16 protein-coding genes are annotated in these 17,712 nt (G+C 45.6%); 8 read left to right on the top strand and 8 right to left on the bottom strand.

Annotated elements, in window-relative coordinates; genetic code table 11:
* Positions 1–4 precede the first annotated feature (4 nt).
* Both JGK22_RS18610 and JGK22_RS18605 read left to right on the top strand, forming a co-directional pair.
* Positions 5–790, top strand: a complete 786-nt coding sequence (locus JGK22_RS18610) for a calcium-binding protein (protein ID WP_293179118.1) — start codon at positions 5–7, stop codon at positions 788–790.
* A gap of 107 nt (positions 791–897) precedes the next feature.
* Positions 898–1,062, top strand: coding sequence for a hypothetical protein (locus JGK22_RS18605; protein WP_293179121.1), 165 nt, complete (start codon positions 898–900; stop codon positions 1,060–1,062).
* A 121-nt stretch (positions 1,063–1,183) separates the two neighbouring features.
* On the opposite strand, the gene JGK22_RS18600 is transcribed toward JGK22_RS18605, so the two are convergent.
* Together JGK22_RS18600 and JGK22_RS18595 are read right to left on the bottom strand one after the other, a co-directional pair.
* On the bottom strand, positions 1,184–4,801 hold the full coding sequence (locus JGK22_RS18600; protein ID WP_293313374.1) for an NACHT domain-containing protein: 3,618 nt from the start codon (positions 4,799–4,801) through the stop codon (positions 1,184–1,186).
* 46 nt (positions 4,802–4,847) lie between these two features.
* Positions 4,848–5,882, bottom strand: a complete 1,035-nt coding sequence (locus JGK22_RS18595; protein ID WP_293179127.1) for an RRXRR domain-containing protein — start codon at positions 5,880–5,882, stop codon at positions 4,848–4,850.
* A gap of 614 nt (positions 5,883–6,496) precedes the next feature.
* Between JGK22_RS18595 and JGK22_RS18590 the strand changes: the two genes are divergently transcribed.
* Together JGK22_RS18590 and JGK22_RS18585 are read left to right on the top strand one after the other, a co-directional pair.
* Positions 6,497–7,636: a helix-turn-helix transcriptional regulator gene (locus JGK22_RS18590; RefSeq protein ID WP_293313372.1), complete on the top strand. Its 1,140-nt coding sequence runs from the start codon at positions 6,497–6,499 to the stop codon at positions 7,634–7,636.
* A 133-nt stretch (positions 7,637–7,769) separates the two neighbouring features.
* The gene (locus JGK22_RS18585; protein WP_293195784.1) at positions 7,770–7,985 is read left to right on the top strand and encodes a hypothetical protein; all 216 of its coding nucleotides are present in this window, start codon (positions 7,770–7,772) and stop codon (positions 7,983–7,985) included.
* Between the two features lie 369 nt (positions 7,986–8,354).
* On the opposite strand, the gene JGK22_RS18580 is transcribed toward JGK22_RS18585, so the two are convergent.
* Complete coding sequence (locus tag JGK22_RS18580; protein ID WP_293195781.1) at positions 8,355–8,759, bottom strand: DUF4188 domain-containing protein; 405 nt, start codon at positions 8,757–8,759, stop codon at positions 8,355–8,357.
* 121 nt (positions 8,760–8,880) lie between these two features.
* Here JGK22_RS18580 and JGK22_RS18575 point away from each other — a divergent pair, with 121 nt between their 5' ends.
* The 4 genes from JGK22_RS18575 to JGK22_RS18560 all read left to right on the top strand — a co-directional run bounded on the left by JGK22_RS18575 (position 8,881) and on the right by JGK22_RS18560 (position 13,312).
* Positions 8,881–9,423, top strand: a complete 543-nt coding sequence (locus tag JGK22_RS18575) for a PadR family transcriptional regulator (RefSeq protein WP_293207229.1) — start codon at positions 8,881–8,883, stop codon at positions 9,421–9,423.
* Positions 9,424–9,527: 104 nt separating this feature from the next.
* Positions 9,528–9,941, top strand: coding sequence for an MAPEG family protein (locus tag JGK22_RS18570; RefSeq protein ID WP_293313370.1), 414 nt, complete (start codon positions 9,528–9,530; stop codon positions 9,939–9,941).
* Between the two features lie 439 nt (positions 9,942–10,380).
* On the top strand, positions 10,381–11,331 hold the full coding sequence (locus tag JGK22_RS18565; protein ID WP_293198199.1) for an ABC transporter ATP-binding protein: 951 nt from the start codon (positions 10,381–10,383) through the stop codon (positions 11,329–11,331).
* Between the two features lie 301 nt (positions 11,332–11,632).
* Positions 11,633–13,312: a hypothetical protein gene (locus JGK22_RS18560; protein WP_293198201.1), complete on the top strand. Its 1,680-nt coding sequence runs from the start codon at positions 11,633–11,635 to the stop codon at positions 13,310–13,312.
* Positions 13,313–13,479: 167 nt separating this feature from the next.
* Here JGK22_RS18560 and JGK22_RS18555 read toward each other — a convergent pair whose 3' ends face one another.
* From JGK22_RS18555 to cruF, 5 genes are all read right to left on the bottom strand, one after another.
* Complete coding sequence (locus tag JGK22_RS18555; protein ID WP_293313369.1) at positions 13,480–13,857, bottom strand: hypothetical protein; 378 nt, start codon at positions 13,855–13,857, stop codon at positions 13,480–13,482.
* The gene (locus JGK22_RS18550; protein WP_293179154.1) at positions 13,829–14,416 is read right to left on the bottom strand and encodes a type II toxin-antitoxin system antitoxin SocA domain-containing protein; all 588 of its coding nucleotides are present in this window, start codon (positions 14,414–14,416) and stop codon (positions 13,829–13,831) included. Before JGK22_RS18550 ends, JGK22_RS18555 begins: the two co-directional genes overlap by 29 nt.
* A gap of 16 nt (positions 14,417–14,432) precedes the next feature.
* Complete coding sequence (locus tag JGK22_RS18545; RefSeq protein ID WP_293179157.1) at positions 14,433–14,579, bottom strand: hypothetical protein; 147 nt, start codon at positions 14,577–14,579, stop codon at positions 14,433–14,435.
* Between the two features lie 3 nt (positions 14,580–14,582).
* Positions 14,583–15,773, bottom strand: a complete 1,191-nt coding sequence (cruG, locus tag JGK22_RS18540; protein ID WP_293207237.1) for a 2'-O-glycosyltransferase CruG — start codon at positions 15,771–15,773, stop codon at positions 14,583–14,585.
* A gap of 603 nt (positions 15,774–16,376) precedes the next feature.
* Complete coding sequence (gene cruF / locus JGK22_RS18535; protein ID WP_293179163.1) at positions 16,377–17,315, bottom strand: gamma-carotene 1'-hydroxylase CruF; 939 nt, start codon at positions 17,313–17,315, stop codon at positions 16,377–16,379.
* Positions 17,316–17,712: the final 397 nt, after the last annotated feature.

Here is a 17,712-nt window from a genome sequence, read left to right as displayed (position 1 = left end):
CATCATGGCTTTACAACCAGATCCATCGGAACCGCGCCGCTTAATTGGTGACAATACATCCGAAAACGTTTTTTTATCGATCGCAGATACCAATAATTTTCCTTTGGGAGTCTGGATGCTCGAAGGTGACGATACAGTTAACATTTCAGCAGCTAACAATTTGGTGTATGGCAATGAAGGAGAAGACGTTCTCAGGGGAAACTCGGGTAATGATTCCTTATTTGGAGGCAGGGGGAAAGACTTACTAGGTGGAGAGGCTGGAAATGACTATCTCAGCGGAGGGCAAGATGCAGATTTGATTTATGGGTTTGGGGGAAACGATATTTTATTGGGCGGTAGAGGCAATGATTTCTTAGTTAGCGGTAATGGGTATGACACTCTTATTGGGGGTTTGGGACGAGATATTTTATTGGGATTTGATGACAATATTTCTGGGCCTAAAATCGGCAGCAACTTGTATGTCTTGCAAGCAGAACCCGGAGTTACAGATATCAATAATGCGGATCTGATTAGCCTTTTCAGAGTTGGTTTCGATCGAATTGGATTAGCAGGGGGTTTGACTGCTGGCGATGTAGTTTTGGAAAACCTGACAAATGTGACAATTATATTGGGGTTTGACGGGCCACAAGTTTTAAAAGACCAAGGTCTGACAAGTTTACTAAATCCTGGCCCTATTGTAACGACAGGAACTCTCATCAAAGTTAAAAATTCCGGCAATATATTGGGTTTTGTTGATGGTGTAACTCCAGCCCAGGTTCAAGGCAATATCATCTCGGTTCAAGGATTTTAATTTGCCACGATCCCAAATCTGGTTTGGTGGTAAGTGAGGTACATAGAAACCCTGTTTCTAGCAAAAATTCTGCATCAAAACCGAGATTTTTTATCAGGTAAGACATCATGGCTTTACAAACAGATCCATCCGAACCGCGCCGCTTAATTGGCGACAATACATCCGAAACAGTTTTTTTGTCGATCGCAGATGCCAATAATTTTCCTTTGGGAGTTTCGATGCTCGGAGGCAACGATACAGTAGACAGTTCGGTAGCTAACAATTTGGTTTAGATCCCAAATCTGGTTTGGTGGTAAGTGAGGTACATAGAAACCCGGTTTCTTTAAGAAACCGGGTATCAACTGTCAACTGTCAACTGTCAACTGTCAACTGTCAACTGTCAACTGTCAACTGTCAACTGTGTGCCCCCAACACCTCCAAAGTGGCTTTCTGAGCTTGTGTAATACCCGTGACTCCGGTAATATTCATAGCTTCATAGGGGCGATCGGCTCTGAGAGTTTTCAAACATTCACCTGTGTTGACATCCCACAGCTTAATCGTCTCATCAGCGCTGGTGCTTGCAAGAACAAAGTCGCGATTTTCTGCCTCATTCGAGACAACAGGACGCCAAGCAACAGACCAAATTTGACTTGTATGTCCCTGTAGAATTTTCGTGCATTCTCCCGTGCCCGCATCCCAGAGTCGAATAGTTCGATCGTGCGAACAACTGGCCAGCATTTCACCGTCAGGACTCCAGACTGCTGCTTTTACCATATCGCTGTGTCCCTGCAAAATTTTCAGACACTTGCCAGTACAGCTATCCCAGAGTCGGATGCTCAGATCCTGGGAAGCACTAGCAAGGGTTTGGCCATCCGGGCTCCAAGATACATATCTAATGGAACTTTCATGTCCCTGCAAGACATCCACGCATTGACCGGTGCTGCTATCCCAGAGTCGCAGATTTCCATCGTGGGAACCGCTAGCAAGGATTTTGCCGTGGGGACTCCAGGCTAAACTCCCAACCCAACTGTCATTTCCCTGCAAGATGTTCAGGCATTTCCGGTGCTTAACATCCCACAACCGAATATTCAGGCCGCCCGCCGCGCTGGCAAGAATTTGACTGTCGGGACTCCAAGCGACAGCCCAAACCCAGGCTGCGTGTCCTTCGAGGGTTGCCAAACATTGGCCGCTGCTGGCATCCCAGAGTCGAACCGTGCAGTCATCGGATCCGCTAGCAAGGGTAGTGCCATCGGGACTCCAGGCTAAACCCCAAATCCAATTGGTGTGACCCTTTAATGTTTTCAAACATTGACCTGTGCGAGGATTCCACAACCGAACCAGACGATCGCCACTGCTGCTGGCAAGGATCGTACCATCGGGACTCCAAACCGCCGCAAACATAGAATTGCTGTATCCCTGCAATGTTTTGAAATTTCGGCACTGATTCGATCGACTGCGATCGACCTCCCACAGTCGCACGGTTTGATCGTGGGAACCACTGGCGATCGTTTTCCCGTCTGGGCTCCAAGCTACAGTCACGTTCCAAATCGAATTGCTGTCTCCCTGTAAGGTTTGCAAGCATTGACTGCTTTCTATATCCCAGATCGCGATATTCTGGTCTCCGCTAGCGCTGGCGAGCATTCTGCTATCGGGACTCCAGGCGAGGGAAAAGACTGCCCGATCGTCTCTTTGCAAAGTTTTGAGACATTTACCGCTGTCGGCATCCCAAATCTTCACGGTTCGATCTTGACTCCCTGTGGCGAGAAGTTCTCCGTTGGGACTCCAAGCAATTGACCAAATTCCATTAGTATGTTCGGATAAGATTTTCAGGCACTCACCATTCTGTATATCCCAGACTCGAACCGTTCCATCTAAGGAAGCACTGGCGAGGATTTGACCGTCGGGACTCCAAGCAACAAACATCACCCAATTACTGTGGCCCTGCAAAATCTGGCAACATTCTTTGGTACGAGTATCCCACAGTCGAATCTGGCGATCGTCCCCGCTAGCAAGGATGTGTCCGTGCGGCTGCCATGCTAGGGTTCTGATGGTAGTCTGATGTCCTTGCAAGATTGCCAAACAACTTTCTGATTCAATACTCCACAGTCTGATAGTTCGATCGGCACCGCCGCTGGCGAGGACATACCCTGCTTCGTTTCCCCCGTTAAGAGGCAAGGGAAAGAGACTCCAAGCCAGCGCCCAAACCCAACCGTGATGCGATCTAAATATGGCTCTGGATTGTCCGTTAGAAACTTGCCATAGGGACACCAGATTATTGCTATCTCCAGTTGCTAGCAGTTGACTGTCGGGGCTAAATGCAACCCTTAAAATACTGCCTAACGGTTGGGTAAACCGCGATTTTGATAGGTCAGAATGGGTGAAATTGACTCGATGCAGGTTCACATCCTGAAGATCGGCTTGCCAAATGCTGAGATAGGAAAAGTCGTAGTCAGTTAGGTCAATCTGAAGGTGGCGTAATAGATTGATAATATTGCCACCAGTGTATCCAGCCTGATTCGGACACTCGGTTTGCAGGCGATATAGAATTTGTTTTAGTTGATATGCGATGTCTTTTTGAGAACCCAATTGACTCAGCAACCGATCGCTCAGTGGCTTTAAAATCATGCGATTTTGGCTGTCGCGAATGTAGTCTTTGTCCTGTGCTTTGATTAAGGCATGGGTTTGCAATAGGGAAGAATTTGACAATGGAGTCGGCGATGAGCGATCGGCAATTTCGTCACAAATGCGATCGATCAGTGTCTGCGTGACATATTCCATCACCACAGGTTGTAATGTAAACTGACCTGCGTTAGTTTCAATCAACGATCGCCATTTCAAATTTTGCAGGGCTTCCATCAACTGCGTTTGGGATATGCCAGCATTCAAATCTTCTCGAAGTTCGGCAAAGAAAACCCATTCGCGATCGATCGCCAACCAGCACATTACTTGATTCTCTAAGATTGAAAGACGATTGCATTGTTGTTGAATTAAATCTGCAACATCGCCAAATACAGTAACGTTTTGTTCTAGGAAAAGAGCAATATTGCCGCTGAACAAATCTCGAATGGTGGTGGCAACGATTTTTAAGGCTAGGGGATTGCATCGATAGCGATCGCACAAATCCTGTTTTTGACTGTCCGATCCAGTTAATTCCGTCGCCTCAATCAATGCTTCGGAGGCTTCTGGACAACCGCCCAAGGACAAGCTTTGTACTGCTAAGTCGCCCGCTTCCGATTGAGCAAATTGAGGGCATTTTTCCCTGGTGGTTAACACCAAACAGCTTTGATGGCGAGTTTCGGCCACCGCGCGCAACATTTCTCCGTAAGCTTCATAGCCGGGACGATATTGTCCACTCTGATCCCCTGGTTGTGACAGGCTTTCGGTATTGTCTATAACGATCAGACAGCGATGATTCCGCAGACACTGAATCAAGCTGCTAATTTCTGCTTTTGTATCCTGTTGTCCTGAGAGAAATGAGACTAATTCTGCTAAGAAAATTTCCGGCGGCGGGGCATTGCGGAGGCTTCGCCAAATGACGTAGCTAAATTGGTTTTGTAGCTGTTCTGCTAATTTGACAGATAAAGCGGTTTTCCCGATGCCACCAATCCCAAAAATACACACCAACCGACAATTATCTTGTAAAATCCATTGGGTGAGGGTGGTAAGTTCTGCGGTACGCCCGTAAAAGCGGGAAACATCTATGGCTTCTCCCCAATTTTGGGCGATCGACTTTACAGGCTGGCGTTCTGCGGTTGTTGGTTCTGGCTGGATGTAGTCTTGCTCGGTTATAGTCAGGTTAAAGGCGCGAAATAACTCTTCTAGGGTTTGGCGATCGACTGCTGCTTTGCCACTTCGCAGCCGTCCGATCGATCGAGCACTGAGCCCTGTCAAATTGCTTAATCGCTCTAATGTGTAAGCAGAACCGCCATTTTCAGCAATGGCTAATTGTTCCTGGGTATTCTGTAGACGCTGCAAACCCCAATCTGAAAGAATCACGCCTCGGCGCTTGCGCTTTTGCGGCAGTTTAGTCATCAGAAAAATCGGTGTGAAACCCCGTCCTTATAGGACGGCTTTACAATTAATTGGCAATGCGCCACGAGTTCGGGGACAAAAACTTACAATCTCCCGGCAACGCATTTTGGCACAACCGCTTGCCAGTCCCTAAACTGTGCAAACTAATTGTTTTCCGGTTTGGGTCTTTTTTCGTTGGTGACGCTTGCCAGCCACCGACATAGCAAAACCCATACTTGGGATGTTTGACGATTGAGCCGCGTTTAAACCCTGCGCTAATCGTACCGCCATATCTAGAACGAATATGACCGGGAGCGTGTTGCAATCGATGTAGCTGTCTTCTGTGAAACTCCAGAGGCATCACTTCTATCAACACTGTGTTATCGGGTTCAAAATGTCCTCCAACATACCAATTAGCAAGCACCCAAGAATCAACGCAGTGAGCCTCAAATTTGTTTGACAATTTCTGCTTTGATTTCTTGAGTCCCAGACTTTGACGCAGATTGTAGGTATCGTTACCCGTTTTGATTTCAAGGTGTGCAATACGAGTAAGTTCCCGATAAAACCAGCGTTTGCCTACTTCCAGAGGGCTAAACGACACGTTCCACTTGCGTGCGTTTTTCCTCTTTCGGGCTTTGATATCTTCGACGACGAAAGTTGATACCGGAAACATCAAGGTTAGCCATTTAGCTATTCTTAATTTCCACTGCCACCTCGCCTTAGTCGATGGGGGCAGGCGATGTTTGTTGACCAGTCGGTTTGCTCGGTTTTGGCGGCATGGCGTCTTGCGAAAACGTCTGGCGCGTCGCATATTTCGCCGTGTCTCAATATGGTCTTTCACCCAATCGACGGCGTGGGTTTGCACGTTGAGGTAGGCATGAGCTTTGGATTTGACTGTAAAAGCTTCTCGCTTTGAACCTGGGTCAATACCAACTGCTATTGGTTGGCGGTGCGTGTTTGATGGTTCTACATTGAGTCGAACGCAAAACACTCCTTTTTTCCAAAATGGGGTGGCGATGCCCGCCTTAATCCAACGCCGCGCACGACTTGGCGTAGTAGGCATTAGCGGTCTGTTTTCACTATCTAGAACTGGTACAAACATTTACGGTAAGTCTCTTGCGAGTATATATTTCCCTTCGACACTGACAGCTATAGAGGTTAAAAACTAGGGAGGCATTCTTGACGTATTTCGAGCTACCACGCCCAGGCTGTTCAGTTTTTTGTCCCAACGATGCGGTTGGCGTCTAGACACTATTTTAGTCTCAAATTAAGAAGTTGGTGAATCTCCCTCTTTCAAGCCCCATGCCTTAAGGCTGGGGTTAGTGACATTTTAACTATTTCAACTATTCCAACTTGAACTTAGGACTTGTTGTTACATTCGTAGTGTCATTTAACCGCTATAAGATTCGATCGCGCGTGCGTCGGGAGTGTCCGCTCTCAAGCTGCGGACTGAAGTCCGCACTACAAACCGTTTTTGTTATGTTAATCAACTGTCAACTGTCCCAGGTCAACTGTCAACTGTCCCAGGTCAACTGTCAACTGTCCCAGGTCAACTGTCAACTGTTTTTCAAGCTTGTCATATCTCAAATCCAGATTCAACCCGTCATTTGCCGTAGTCAATTGTTACAAAAAAGATACAAAAGCATCTATTTCTCCTCGCAACTCGTCTTACTCTATATCGAGTCCGAATGATTAGCGACTATTTTATCAGGGACAATGCAACACTTAACTCAGCATGATTTTCAAATTTTTTCAGGATGCTTACAGGAACTCTACAAAACTTGTACCGTTGAGGATTTCTCATCTCATCTGCTGGCGATCGTCTCGAAGGTTATTTCCGCAGTAGATTACACCTACACCACCCTCTCCTTCGAGAATAGCAAGACTACCTCCCTCGACTATAAACCCGCCCCTGGGTTCGATCGCCTTGATACAGTGAATTTTGAGAAAGTTGCTAACCAGCATTTTTACGAAAACCCTCTAGTCGGTAATTATCTCCGAACTCGTGACGATCGAGCGCATAAGGTTTCAGACTTCTTAAACGAGCAGCAACTGCACCGTCTGGAAGGATTGTATGGAAAGGTGATGCAGCCTAGAGGAATCAAGGATCTGATCGCAGTTTCACTACCTCTTGCTTTGGCTGCTAAATCTGCGAGCAAGCTCTACTCTGGACAAGATGATATTATTGCGATTACACTTTTGGGAGATCGGATTTTTACTGAGCGCGATCGCTATTTATTCAATTTACTGCACCCTCATCTGGTACAAGCCCAGCAAAACATGAATCAGTTTACCCAAATAGAACAGGAGTGGGTAGAACAGCGTCATACTCTGGAGGCATTAGGAATTATTTCTCTCAACGGAGATGGGCAAGTTCAATTCATGAGCGAACGAGCTTTGCATTGGCTGAAACAGTATTTTCAAGACTCACATTTTTCAACAAAATGTTTGCCAGACAATTTGCAGAGATGGGTTAAATATCAGTTGTCGCTGGTAACACCAAGTGATGAAATCCCTGCACCTCATTTACCGCTGAAATTAGAACAAGCAGGAAAACAATTAATTGTACGCTTTCTGACTGAGCAACCGCTGGAAAAATATCTATTGTTGCTTGAAGAAGAGGAGTTTTTAACTCTATCATCCGTATCTTTGGAATTCCTAGGATTAACCAAGCGGGAAACAGAAGTATTGTTTGAGGTGACGCAAGGTAAGACTAATCCAGAAATTGCGGCAACACTGAGTCTGAGTATTGGTACAGTCAGAAAGTATTTAGAACATATCTACTCAAAGCTGGGAGTACAAACTCGTGCGGAGGCGGTAGTAAGTGCTTTGAAACAGCTTGGGAAACTTCGTTAAAGTGGGAATTTACTGATTGTATTCCCAAAGGAGTTGTTAGGATGGATAAGAATTCCGGCTTCTTAGTAGAATCGGCTCATTTTCCAAAATCGATTTCTATCTCTCTTTGGTTACTTTAGGTGATTTAAAAATCATGTCAAATCTTGTGAATCCAGAAGATTATGATTCGATCGCCCAGACGAATGACGAGTCGATCGCACTTGCGATCGCGATTACGGTAATTCCTCAAGAAAACGGGTACACACTGGTTTTTGCGAGAATCTCCCAAGTGCGATCGAACATTTGCTCGATCGAATGGTGCGGCCCTCAGTCGATTGTAGATTTTCAACAGTTGACAGTTGACAGTTGACAGTTGACAGTTTGAGAGCTACCTCTACCCTTAAGTCAGAGAATTGGAGTAATGAATCGTCTTTTTAATTTCTCCCTCAAATGGTTCCGGCTTTCAACCAATTCTTTCTGGTAGATTTTAGATTTACTTTTTTTTAGCGAAAGATGAGAATACCACAGCAAAAGCAGATCGAGCTAATTGATTTTAGCCGAGAACTGACATCAGATTTTCTGTTACCTCAGCGGGAGCATCTCAGTTTTGCATTTGTAGTGCTGTCGGGAGCTCGCGTGCTTTATAAAGCACGCGAGCGAGACCCTCGCACTACGTAAAAAATGCTTTTTACCAAATTGGGATGCTCCCGGAACATCAAGCTACTTGGCACGTTATTGCTCATTTTGCAAAACTAGGATAAAGCGTTGCCATCCCTTGCGGTTCGTGGCTGTATTTCCCACTTTGCGAAGGTGTGTATGTCTCGTTATACAAACAGAGGCTATCAGGATTTTTCAACACAAACTGCATCATCCGCCGATGGGCTTCACCTCGGAAAAACTGTTTCAGATCGGCTTCTGAACGCCAGTAACTGACCATAATCACTTCCTTTGGCCCACAAATTCCTGCTTTCACTTGCACGCAGCCTTCAGCTTTACCAGTCGAAGTGCCGATCGACACTAGATTTTTCCACATCCAGAAAAACCCCGCGCGATCGCGTGCCACAAAGCCGTTGACAAACACCACTGCTTCCGCGCGATCGGGCAAATCGATCTGGTAAATCGAATATCTGTTTGCATTTGCCATCTTCAAACTCCTTGAAAATCTTACTACCTGGAAATTACATATTCAATCTCACGACTATTCACTAAATTGAATATACAATTTATGATATATTCAACTTAGTGAGTATGTCAACCCCTAGCCTATGTCTCTTAGCTATGCCATTCTGTCAGTCTTAGTAAGCGCTCCCAGCAGTGGTTACGACCTAGCCAAGCGCTTCAATCCCTCTGTGGAAGGATCGGTTGGTTTTTTTTGGAGTGCCAGCTTCCAGCAGATTTACCGAGAATTGAGCCGCCTCGAAGAAAAGCAGTGGCTGCAAGCCGAATCCGTACAGCAGGAAAATCGACCCGACAAACGTGTCTATACCGTGACGGGATTGGGCAAACAGCAGTTGTGTCAATGGATTGCTGAGTCGGAGGAGATGGCACCAATCAAGGATGAGTTACTCGTCAAACTCTATGCTGGCTATCTGGTGTCTCCTCAGGCGATCGTGGCAAAACTCGAAGTGCACCGCCAGCAACATCAGCAGCGATTAATGATTTATCAACAAATTAAAACCCAGGAATTTACAAATCCCCAAAAGTTGTCAAACAGCCTAAAATTTCAGTACATGACGTTACTGCGCGGGATTCACTACGAAACAGGCTGGCTAGCTTGGTGTGACGAGATCCTGCTGTTGCTGCAATAAGTGCAAGGCGAAGGCAATTTTTTACTAAAATTCTGCAATTTTCTCCTAGATTCCTGAGTGGTAACTTTTCTAAAGTATTAGCAGCAGTTTCGCCCGGTAGAAAGATGATCCAAATTCAACCGACAAATATGACTTTCCCTCTTTGGGGTTTGGTAATTTTCATTTTGTGGACGATCGCAATTGTTATCGCCCTCATAGCAGTCAGGATTAGGCATCTATCTGCGGGCGGATCTCCCAAAGATTTCGGTACACAAAACGATGAAAGCTTGCTGTGGCGACTATTTCGAGTACAATCCAACTTGATAGAAAACCTGCCTTTGTATTTGGGAGTTCTTTTCCTGCTAACAGTTAGGGGCGTCTCTGGAATAGCCGTAGATTCGCTGATTGTTGCGTACATCGTATTTCGGCTGCTGCATTCAATGATTCACATCGCCGGTCTCAATCCTATGTTTAGGGTATTAAGCTTAGGGATGCAGTTAAGCTGCTTGGTAGCCTTAATTGTTATGGCAGTTTTGTAGTTGATGACTTACACAACGAACACATATATTGTAGGGTGCGTCAAGCCCACAATCTAATTATTTCGCACGCAGCCTAAGTCTGACGCACCTTACTTACAAGTCTATAGATCGTCTAAAATTACTGTCTGTGATTTCGCTAACCAACCTAAATTATGGAATCGCGTTAGCAATCTTTGGCTGGTATAATAATAAGCTGTTTTAGTTTTTACATTTTGGACTGACTCGCGTCCCCAGGCCACAAAAGTTGGATTATTTTTGAGATTTAGTTTAAATACTGAGCGAGCTTATTTTTAAACATAAATCGTAATCTTTTTAAAATTTAACAGTTAATTTTCCGCAATCCCCCTGACAACTGCTGTATCAAAAGGCTAAGCTAGATACAAGCTTAAACTTCCTTTTCTAGAGACAAACCGCAGCCAATTTCACTCGCCTTTTAACTATGGCAAAAGAATTAGCAATAGACACTCGCGGACTTACCAAACAATTCGATCGCCATATTGCCGTCAATGACATCGACTTGCAAGTCGGCGCCGGGGAAATCTGTGGCCTCATCGGCCCCAACGGTGCGGGCAAAACTACCTTGCTGCGAATGTTGGCCTCCGCTGAAGAACCTACTACAGGGGAGATTTACATCAACGGCAAACGCTTGTTGCGCGATCGATCTAATCCCACTCTCAAACAGCGCATCGGTTTTCTTCCCGACGATTTTCCGCTTTACGACGATTTGACTGTTTGCGATTATTTAGATTATTTTGCCAGACTCTACAACCTGCGACAACCCCGGCGCAGAGAGCGCATCTATGCAGTTTTAGAACTCGTGCAATTAACCAACAAGCGCAACAGCTTAATTTCCACTCTGTCGCGGGGAATGAAGCAGCGCCTGAGTTTGGGGCGCACGATTATTCACGAACCGCTGTTGTTGCTGTTAGACGAACCAGTTTCGGGTTTAGATCCGATCGCGCGATCGCAATTTCGCGAAATCATCAAATCCTTGCAACAAGCCGGGATGACCGTAGTCATATCATCCCACGTTCTCAGCGATTTAGCCGAACTTTGCACCTGGGTAGGGATTATGGAATTGGGCTATCTTGTGGAAAGCGCCCCTTTACAAGAACTTTACAAACGCCTCGGGAAACAGCAAATTTTCCTGTCAACTTTGGGCAATTTAGAAGGGTTGACATCCGAACTCAAGAACTTTCCTTGGGTTGAAAGTTGGGAAATAGTGCCGGAAACTCAGCAGGTGTGCGTTCATTTTTCAGGAAGCCGGGAAGATGCAGCGAATTTATTGCGATCGCTCGTCAATGCCAATATTCCCCTCACAGAATTTCACTGCACTCAAGAAGACTTAGAAACTATCTTTCTGAAAATGGGACACAAACAAGCATCTTAAATAGCCTTGGACGCACGGGCGGTCAAAAACCTGGTTTTTACCAAAATCTTTCATCGGAGCCACGAGACTCACAAAAAAACCCGGTTTCTGTGGTCTAAATGCGTTCAATGGGTGCATCTGGGTTTTGAAGAGGGCGAAGCATGACCGCATATAAGTTATTAGTTATAATCCCATATTGACTGCGGTCATGCTTCGCCCCTACAAACATATTTGCCTTGCACAGGTCGCTGCACCCAGTTCAAGACTATTAAATAAATCACCCGATTTCCAATTGTTCACTCACAACTCAAAACAATTATCTATGACTCTCAACTTGCTAGACACAATCGGTAACTGGAATTCCCAGTTATTTCGAGAACTTAAAGGCCGGCTGAAAATGGGCAATATTGCGATCGCCAGCGTCCTTTCCCTCAGCAGTCAACTGGTGCTGTTTTTGTCGTCGAGGAGCCAGATACCCGTTGCGCCTCTTCCCAGCGATTACAAGTACCCCATTCATCACAGATTCTGCACTGGATTTGATGGCAATACCAAAGGTGATTCAATCAAGTGTATCCAAGATGCGGCAGGAAATTTCATCATTAACTGGCCCTCTTGGTGGCTAGAAATATTCGTTTACCTGAGCATATTTAGTGCGATCGCACTTTTAGTAGCCGGCACTTATATGCTTGTGAGCGACTTAGACAAAGAGGAACGTCGAGGTACACTCAACTTTATTCGCCTCAGCCCCCAATCTGCCAACACAATTTTTCTGGGTAAAATTCTCGGCGTCCCAATTTTACTGTATCTGGCAGCAATTCTTGCTGTACCGCTGCACCTGTACAGCGGATTAGCAGCTCAAATACCTCTGCATCATATTTTATGTTTCGACATAGCAATGGTAGCTAGCTGTGCTTTATTTTACAGCGGTGCAATGCTATTTGGTTTAACAACCAGTTGGTTGGGAGGGTTTCAGCCTTGGCTGGCTAGTGCTGCGGTTTTGGGTTTTATTAGCACAGCTTTTAAGGCACCATCAGTCGGCAATGCTGCGGACTTGTTAGCATTTTTCTCTCCGGCTGCTGTCTTGAAACAGGTAGCTTATCAAGTTAATGAGTCATCCCATTCTAACCTTAACTGGTTAACTGAGGAGTTCGATAGTCTGGAATGGTTCCATTTGCAGATTGGCAAAAATCTTGTGTCTTCTACCGCCTTATCTTTATTGATTTGTGCAGTGGCAACCTATTGGATATACCAGGGATGGCAGCGTCGCTTTCCCAACCCCACCGCCACTGTTTTGAGCAAGCGACAAAGTTATTTGCTGGTGATTTCCTATCAGTCAATAATTTTAGGATTTGCACTCCAATCAAATAAATACTCCCTTGATGAAATCGTCTGTTTGTCGATCCCAAATTTGATGGTTTTTTTAGCTTTGATTGCGGCTTTAACCTCGGAAAGACAAGCTTTGTATGATTGGGCGAGGTATCGGAAACAAATCGTTCCGAGTAGTCAGAAGTTGTGGCGCAAATACCCAATACTCGATTTAATTTGGAGCGAAAAAAGTCCAGCACCAATTGCAATAGCAATCAATCTCCTCAGTTCGACAGTGATTTTAACACCTTGGCTGCTGGTGAATCACACCGCTTTTCCTGCGATGATTGCGTTTATCAATCTTATCCTGATTTACGCCGGCCTCACTCAGCTATTCATGTTCGCAAAAATCCGAAATCAAGCAGTTTGGGCGACTTGTACAGTCGGAGGGGCTATCCTTTTACCACCAATTATTTTGTCTGTGCTTTCCCTCTACCCAGCAAAAGCTCCTTTCATTTGGCTGTCTTTAGTATTTCCCATCTTTGGATCTTCATCTGCCTTGAGAGACCAGTCAATATATGACATTTGTGTCTCGATACTCTGCCAGTGGACTGTGTTGGTGCTGCTGAATCTGCAATTGAGGCGGCAACTCCGAATCGCTGGGGAATCGGCATCTAAAGCTTTGCTGAAGGCTTGAAAAAGGGAGAATGCAGTGCGCCCCGATCGCAATCGGTGGGCATTCCTGACCTCAAAAACCCGGTTTCTTTGTAGATTTATCGTCAACGCAAAACTCGTAGAAACCGGGTTTAAAGCTATCTTTGGAGCGGCAATTAAACTCTCCGAAGTCTTGTTCAGTTTGTTGATTTAAAATTCTAAAATTTCTCTAAGTACACTCTTTAAATCCGCATCAGCAGGACGTTTTGAAAACTGCTCGTGACTGTAAATCCGAACGAGTTTAATAATACAAGTAGTTGCGTTAACTAAGTACATTAGTCTAATCTGTCCCGAAGCTCCTTTAGCAATCCTAAAATCTATCTTGTGAAATGTCCATTCTTCTGGCAACTTAATTTTTCCCGGTAAAGGCTCATTACGGGAATTGTTTGGATATTGGTAATCAATTAATTCTTCCAAAACTTTTGAAATTATTTCAACAAAGCTAGCTCCGTGAATTTTTGCAAGTTTTTTAAAGGAACGGTTGAAATTGTCGGAAGCTTCAATCGAGAAGGGAGTTGAGCCACTCATGGACTTCTCCTTTTTCAATACGATTTGATGATTCGGAATCAAAGGTATCCTTCAAAACTTCAGACATTGCTAGTTCGTATGCGGGGTGCTTGCGCTCTATCAAATCGAGCTTCTGATAACCTAATGCTTTCATGTCTTCGAGAAGAATTGGCTCCGTTGAACTTGCTTCAGGAAGTAGACCTTTACGAGCTTTTTTCCAAGGAAATTCACCGTGAGTCATATTGCTTAATCCATAAGCATGATAACCACCGAAATATCCCCAAATTTCTTCTAAAAGCTCTTGCTTATCAGAGGTAAGCTGCAATAAGGATTCTTTGTTAGGAATAGGTAGCTGGCTAGCTTCAAACTCACTGTAAAACCTATAAGCAGGAGGACAAACAGGGCCGTAGCGCCATGCTTGGATTTCTTCTCCAAAGAAGGCCTCATCATAGAGTGCCAAATGCAAGCTCTGTGCGTAGTATAAAAGCTTCTGAATCTTCATATTAGTCATGTCAGCTTCTATACCATCTTCATAAGCTCTGATAATGAAGTAGCGAGCCAAATTGAGACAGTCGATCATAGCTCCGACCCTCAGTCTAGAACAAATACTTTTCGATCGCCAGATTGGCAGCATATCGATACATACTATTATAATTGAAACTGAGTCGCGAGTGTAATATCAAATCAGCCGATCGCACAAATGTAAATTCGATCGCCCATTCCAATCGCGATCCGCCTCTCATAAGCTAACTATACTTGCGGCCGCGCCACTGAGTCGGCTGATTAAACGCAGAAATTAGAATCCGCACAAACGCTAACGGATCGGCTAAAGGTGACAGCCAAAATAGCCATTTACCAGAAGCTTCAGTGCGATCGTAACTCGGAGCGATCGCGAAACACAAAGCCGATCGCACCGCAACCAAAAATACATTCAATCCCCACAGCCCAAACTGCCCAGATACAGCGATCGCAGGTAGGGAACCCGATAGCAAATACCAAAGGACGATCGGCACCGGCAAACCTTGAACCGCCAACAACAGCCACAAATCGCCCCAAATTTGACCGCCAGAAGCAGCATCTTTCAAATCGAGCGATCGACCCCATTCATTCCAAGTCTCGATCGCCCCCTCATACATCCGCACCTTCAAGACTTTCGCCCCATCCAAAAAGCCCACCTTAAAGCCCTGAGCCGCAGCATAGCGAGCCAGAGTCACATCATCGCAAAAAGAACCTTTTGCGACTTCATAGCCCCCTAAAGCCACCAAAACCTCGCGCTTACAGAGGAAACACTGACCGTTTGCCATCACCCGTTCCGGCACATCCCCGCCGGTTCCCGTGGGGCCGAAGCGATACACCAAAGTCATTAACAGCGCAGGTTGCAGCCACAACTCGCCCGGATACTTGAGGATGAACTGCGGCGACAGCGAAATCAAATCGTAATTTCCAGCAGCAGCAGTTTTGAGCAAACTTGCGATCAAACCCGGATGCGGCTGAGTATCCGCATCTATCCCCAAAATCCACTCGCACTTCTCGGAAGTTGCCAAAAAACCCCAATTCAGCGCCCACGGACGCCCCACCCAACCAGGCGGTAACGGATCGTCGTTAATTAAGCGAAACCGGGGGTCTTTTTCGGCGGCAGCTTTGACTAAATCCCCTGTTCCATCTACCGAATAGCTGTCAACAACTACCACCTCTCGGAGCTCGTAACTTTGGTGACTCAATCCTTCCAAACAAGGTGCAATTCTTTCTGCTTCGTTCAAAGTCGGCACCACCGCAGTACAAGCACCCAACAAGTCCAGCGTCGGGGAATCTGGTTCCAGGGGCGGGATGCGCGAGGGGCCTTTAATTAACCGCGACATTAAAAGGGCGGTAGCGGGTAATTGCAACAGCAAAAGTGCGGCAGGGATGATGATTGTCAGGTGGTTAGGATCGATCATAGGATTTTAGATTTTAGATTTTAGATTTTCAATTGAATAATTTGGAATTACGGCTGGTGTCAATTTGAAAAATTTAATCAACTTTTGATATCATGTCCTGTCGCTTACCACAACAAAAACGGTTCGTAGTGCGGACTTTAGTCCTCAAGATCGGAGCGGACTAAAGTCCGCACTACGAACGAATATTATTGCGGTTAATCGACGATCGGACACGCTATGACCTCAAACATATTAACGGTTCGTAGTGCGGACTTAAGTCCGCAGCCTGAGTGCGGACTAAAGTCCGCACTACGAACGAATATTATTGCGGTTAATCGACGCTCGGACACGATATGACCTCAAACATATTACAGGAATTTGGCATGAAAATATAATTGCTGAAAAACCCGGTTTCTTGTTAAAACCGGGTTTTTAAATTAGCTCAAAATTTCCTGTGAATTTTTGCCAAATCAGCAGTGAGCTCGTGTCCGCTCAATTACCATAACAAAAACGGTTCGTAGTGCGGACTTAAGTCCGCAGCCTGAGTGCGGACTAAAGTCCGCACTACGAACGAATATTATTGCAGTCAATCGACCGGAAACGATATGATTCCTCATCAGCCGCTTACTTCCGCAAAGCGCCTACGCGCTGAGATGGAATTTCAGCTTTGAGAGCAGATTCCAAAGACGGAATTGCTTCTGTTATGTCATCTGCTGCGGGTTTAGCGATCGAGCTTAATACGATCGCCGGAACTACACCCAGAAGCACAGCTAGCGATGTCGGGAACCAGAACCGAGAATCCAAGGAAGTGACAGTGATAATCGCTCCGAAAGCAAAGTTTACCAAATAAACAATTAAAGGCAAACTCAATTCCGATCGCTCTAATTTTATCGAAGTTTTTCTCCAAAAGAAAGCTGCTACAGACATAAACAGCGCCCCGGTACCCATCCAGCCCGCCAAATTGCGGTAAGGCATCCCAAAGAAAGCGCCAAGTTCCTCAAACTCCCAAAAAGGTACAGAAGTTTGACTCATCGCCGGATCTAGTACAAAATCCCAAGCTGTCAATAATAGAGCGCCAAGGGCGATCGCGCCTATTTGGCGCACCCAATTCAATTCGCCTTTACCACCAGCCAGCCCAGCGCGAGCAATTATATATGAAACCAGTCCTAGATAAAACCACGACATGGGAATTGTAAACGGCACCAGCCCTGCAATTTTGTAGCCCAACCCGCTTAAATAGTGGTAATGGCCGAAGGGAAAACCCGTACTCGTTCCCAACAACTCGCTACTCAAAGATAAAAACACAGAAGGCAGCAAAAATGTCAGAGTTGCACCCAGCCCCAACGTCCGATAGGCATAGAGAGCAACCGCTGCTGCGCCAAAAATGATATAAACTACTCCACCCCCAGCCATCCCCCATTGGAACAAAGTTTGTCCGGCGGGCGATAAATTCATCACGAATTCGGGATGGGGTAAAATCAGCAGCAACCCTGCCAATCCAAAGGCCATTGACAAGACGTGGGCAATCAGGCAAAAGCGCTCAGCTATCAAAAGTTGCTTCATGGGACTCCTCGAAAAAATATTAGATGCAGAAAGCACTCGTTACAGTTTACAATTTTTTACAATAAACCAACACCAATAGGGCACCAGCATTTTTCCAAGATTTGCGCCCAATCCCGAGAAACCCCGTTGCTGATTGAGTGTCTGGTTGCAACAAGCCTATACAAAATTGCAAAAATAGCTGGGAAGATCCCCAGAACCCGTCCCAAAAATCAGCAGTCATTACACAAATTAGGTACGTTGTTGGGATGCGAGCCCTCTTTGCTTAGATCTTATGAAAGAGCGCTGAAGCGCAACTACATACCTTGGCCCAAGCACGAGCCAATCTTCGATCGATAATTTTGGTATGTTGTTGGGATGGGAGCACTCTTTGCTGAGATCTAGGAAAGAGCGCTGAAGC

The organism is Microcoleus sp. PH2017_08_TRC_O_A (genome assembly GCF_020738665.1).
Classification (GTDB): Bacteria; Cyanobacteriota; Cyanobacteriia; order Cyanobacteriales; family Microcoleaceae; genus Microcoleus.
The sequence above is the reverse complement of the archived record's forward strand: the minus strand, read 5'-3'. Positions and strand labels throughout refer to the sequence as shown.

Excerpts from the sequence above, each read along its gene's own strand:
- JGK22_RS18610 (WP_293179118.1), top strand. The coding sequence starts at position 5 with ATGGCTTTACAACCAGATCCATCGGAACCGCGCCGCTTAATTGGTGAC.
- JGK22_RS18605 (WP_293179121.1), top strand. The coding sequence starts at position 898 with ATGGCTTTACAAACAGATCCATCCGAACCGCGCCGCTTAATTGGCGAC.
- JGK22_RS18600 (WP_293313374.1), bottom strand. The coding sequence starts at position 4,801 with ATGACTAAACTGCCGCAAAAGCGCAAGCGCCGAGGCGTGATTCTTTCA.
- JGK22_RS18595 (WP_293179127.1), bottom strand. The coding sequence starts at position 5,882 with ATGTTTGTACCAGTTCTAGATAGTGAAAACAGACCGCTAATGCCTACT.
- JGK22_RS18590 (WP_293313372.1), top strand. The coding sequence starts at position 6,497 with ATGCAACACTTAACTCAGCATGATTTTCAAATTTTTTCAGGATGCTTA.
- JGK22_RS18585 (WP_293195784.1), top strand. The coding sequence starts at position 7,770 with ATGTCAAATCTTGTGAATCCAGAAGATTATGATTCGATCGCCCAGACG.
- JGK22_RS18580 (WP_293195781.1), bottom strand. The coding sequence starts at position 8,759 with ATGGCAAATGCAAACAGATATTCGATTTACCAGATCGATTTGCCCGAT.
- JGK22_RS18575 (WP_293207229.1), top strand. The coding sequence starts at position 8,881 with ATGTCTCTTAGCTATGCCATTCTGTCAGTCTTAGTAAGCGCTCCCAGC.
- JGK22_RS18570 (WP_293313370.1), top strand. The coding sequence starts at position 9,528 with ATGATCCAAATTCAACCGACAAATATGACTTTCCCTCTTTGGGGTTTG.
- JGK22_RS18565 (WP_293198199.1), top strand. The coding sequence starts at position 10,381 with ATGGCAAAAGAATTAGCAATAGACACTCGCGGACTTACCAAACAATTC.
- JGK22_RS18560 (WP_293198201.1), top strand. The coding sequence starts at position 11,633 with ATGACTCTCAACTTGCTAGACACAATCGGTAACTGGAATTCCCAGTTA.
- JGK22_RS18555 (WP_293313369.1), bottom strand. The coding sequence starts at position 13,857 with ATGAGTGGCTCAACTCCCTTCTCGATTGAAGCTTCCGACAATTTCAAC.
- JGK22_RS18550 (WP_293179154.1), bottom strand. The coding sequence starts at position 14,416 with ATGATCGACTGTCTCAATTTGGCTCGCTACTTCATTATCAGAGCTTAT.
- JGK22_RS18545 (WP_293179157.1), bottom strand. The coding sequence starts at position 14,579 with ATGAGAGGCGGATCGCGATTGGAATGGGCGATCGAATTTACATTTGTG.
- cruG (WP_293207237.1), bottom strand. The coding sequence starts at position 15,773 with ATGATCGATCCTAACCACCTGACAATCATCATCCCTGCCGCACTTTTG.
- cruF (WP_293179163.1), bottom strand. The coding sequence starts at position 17,315 with ATGAAGCAACTTTTGATAGCTGAGCGCTTTTGCCTGATTGCCCACGTC.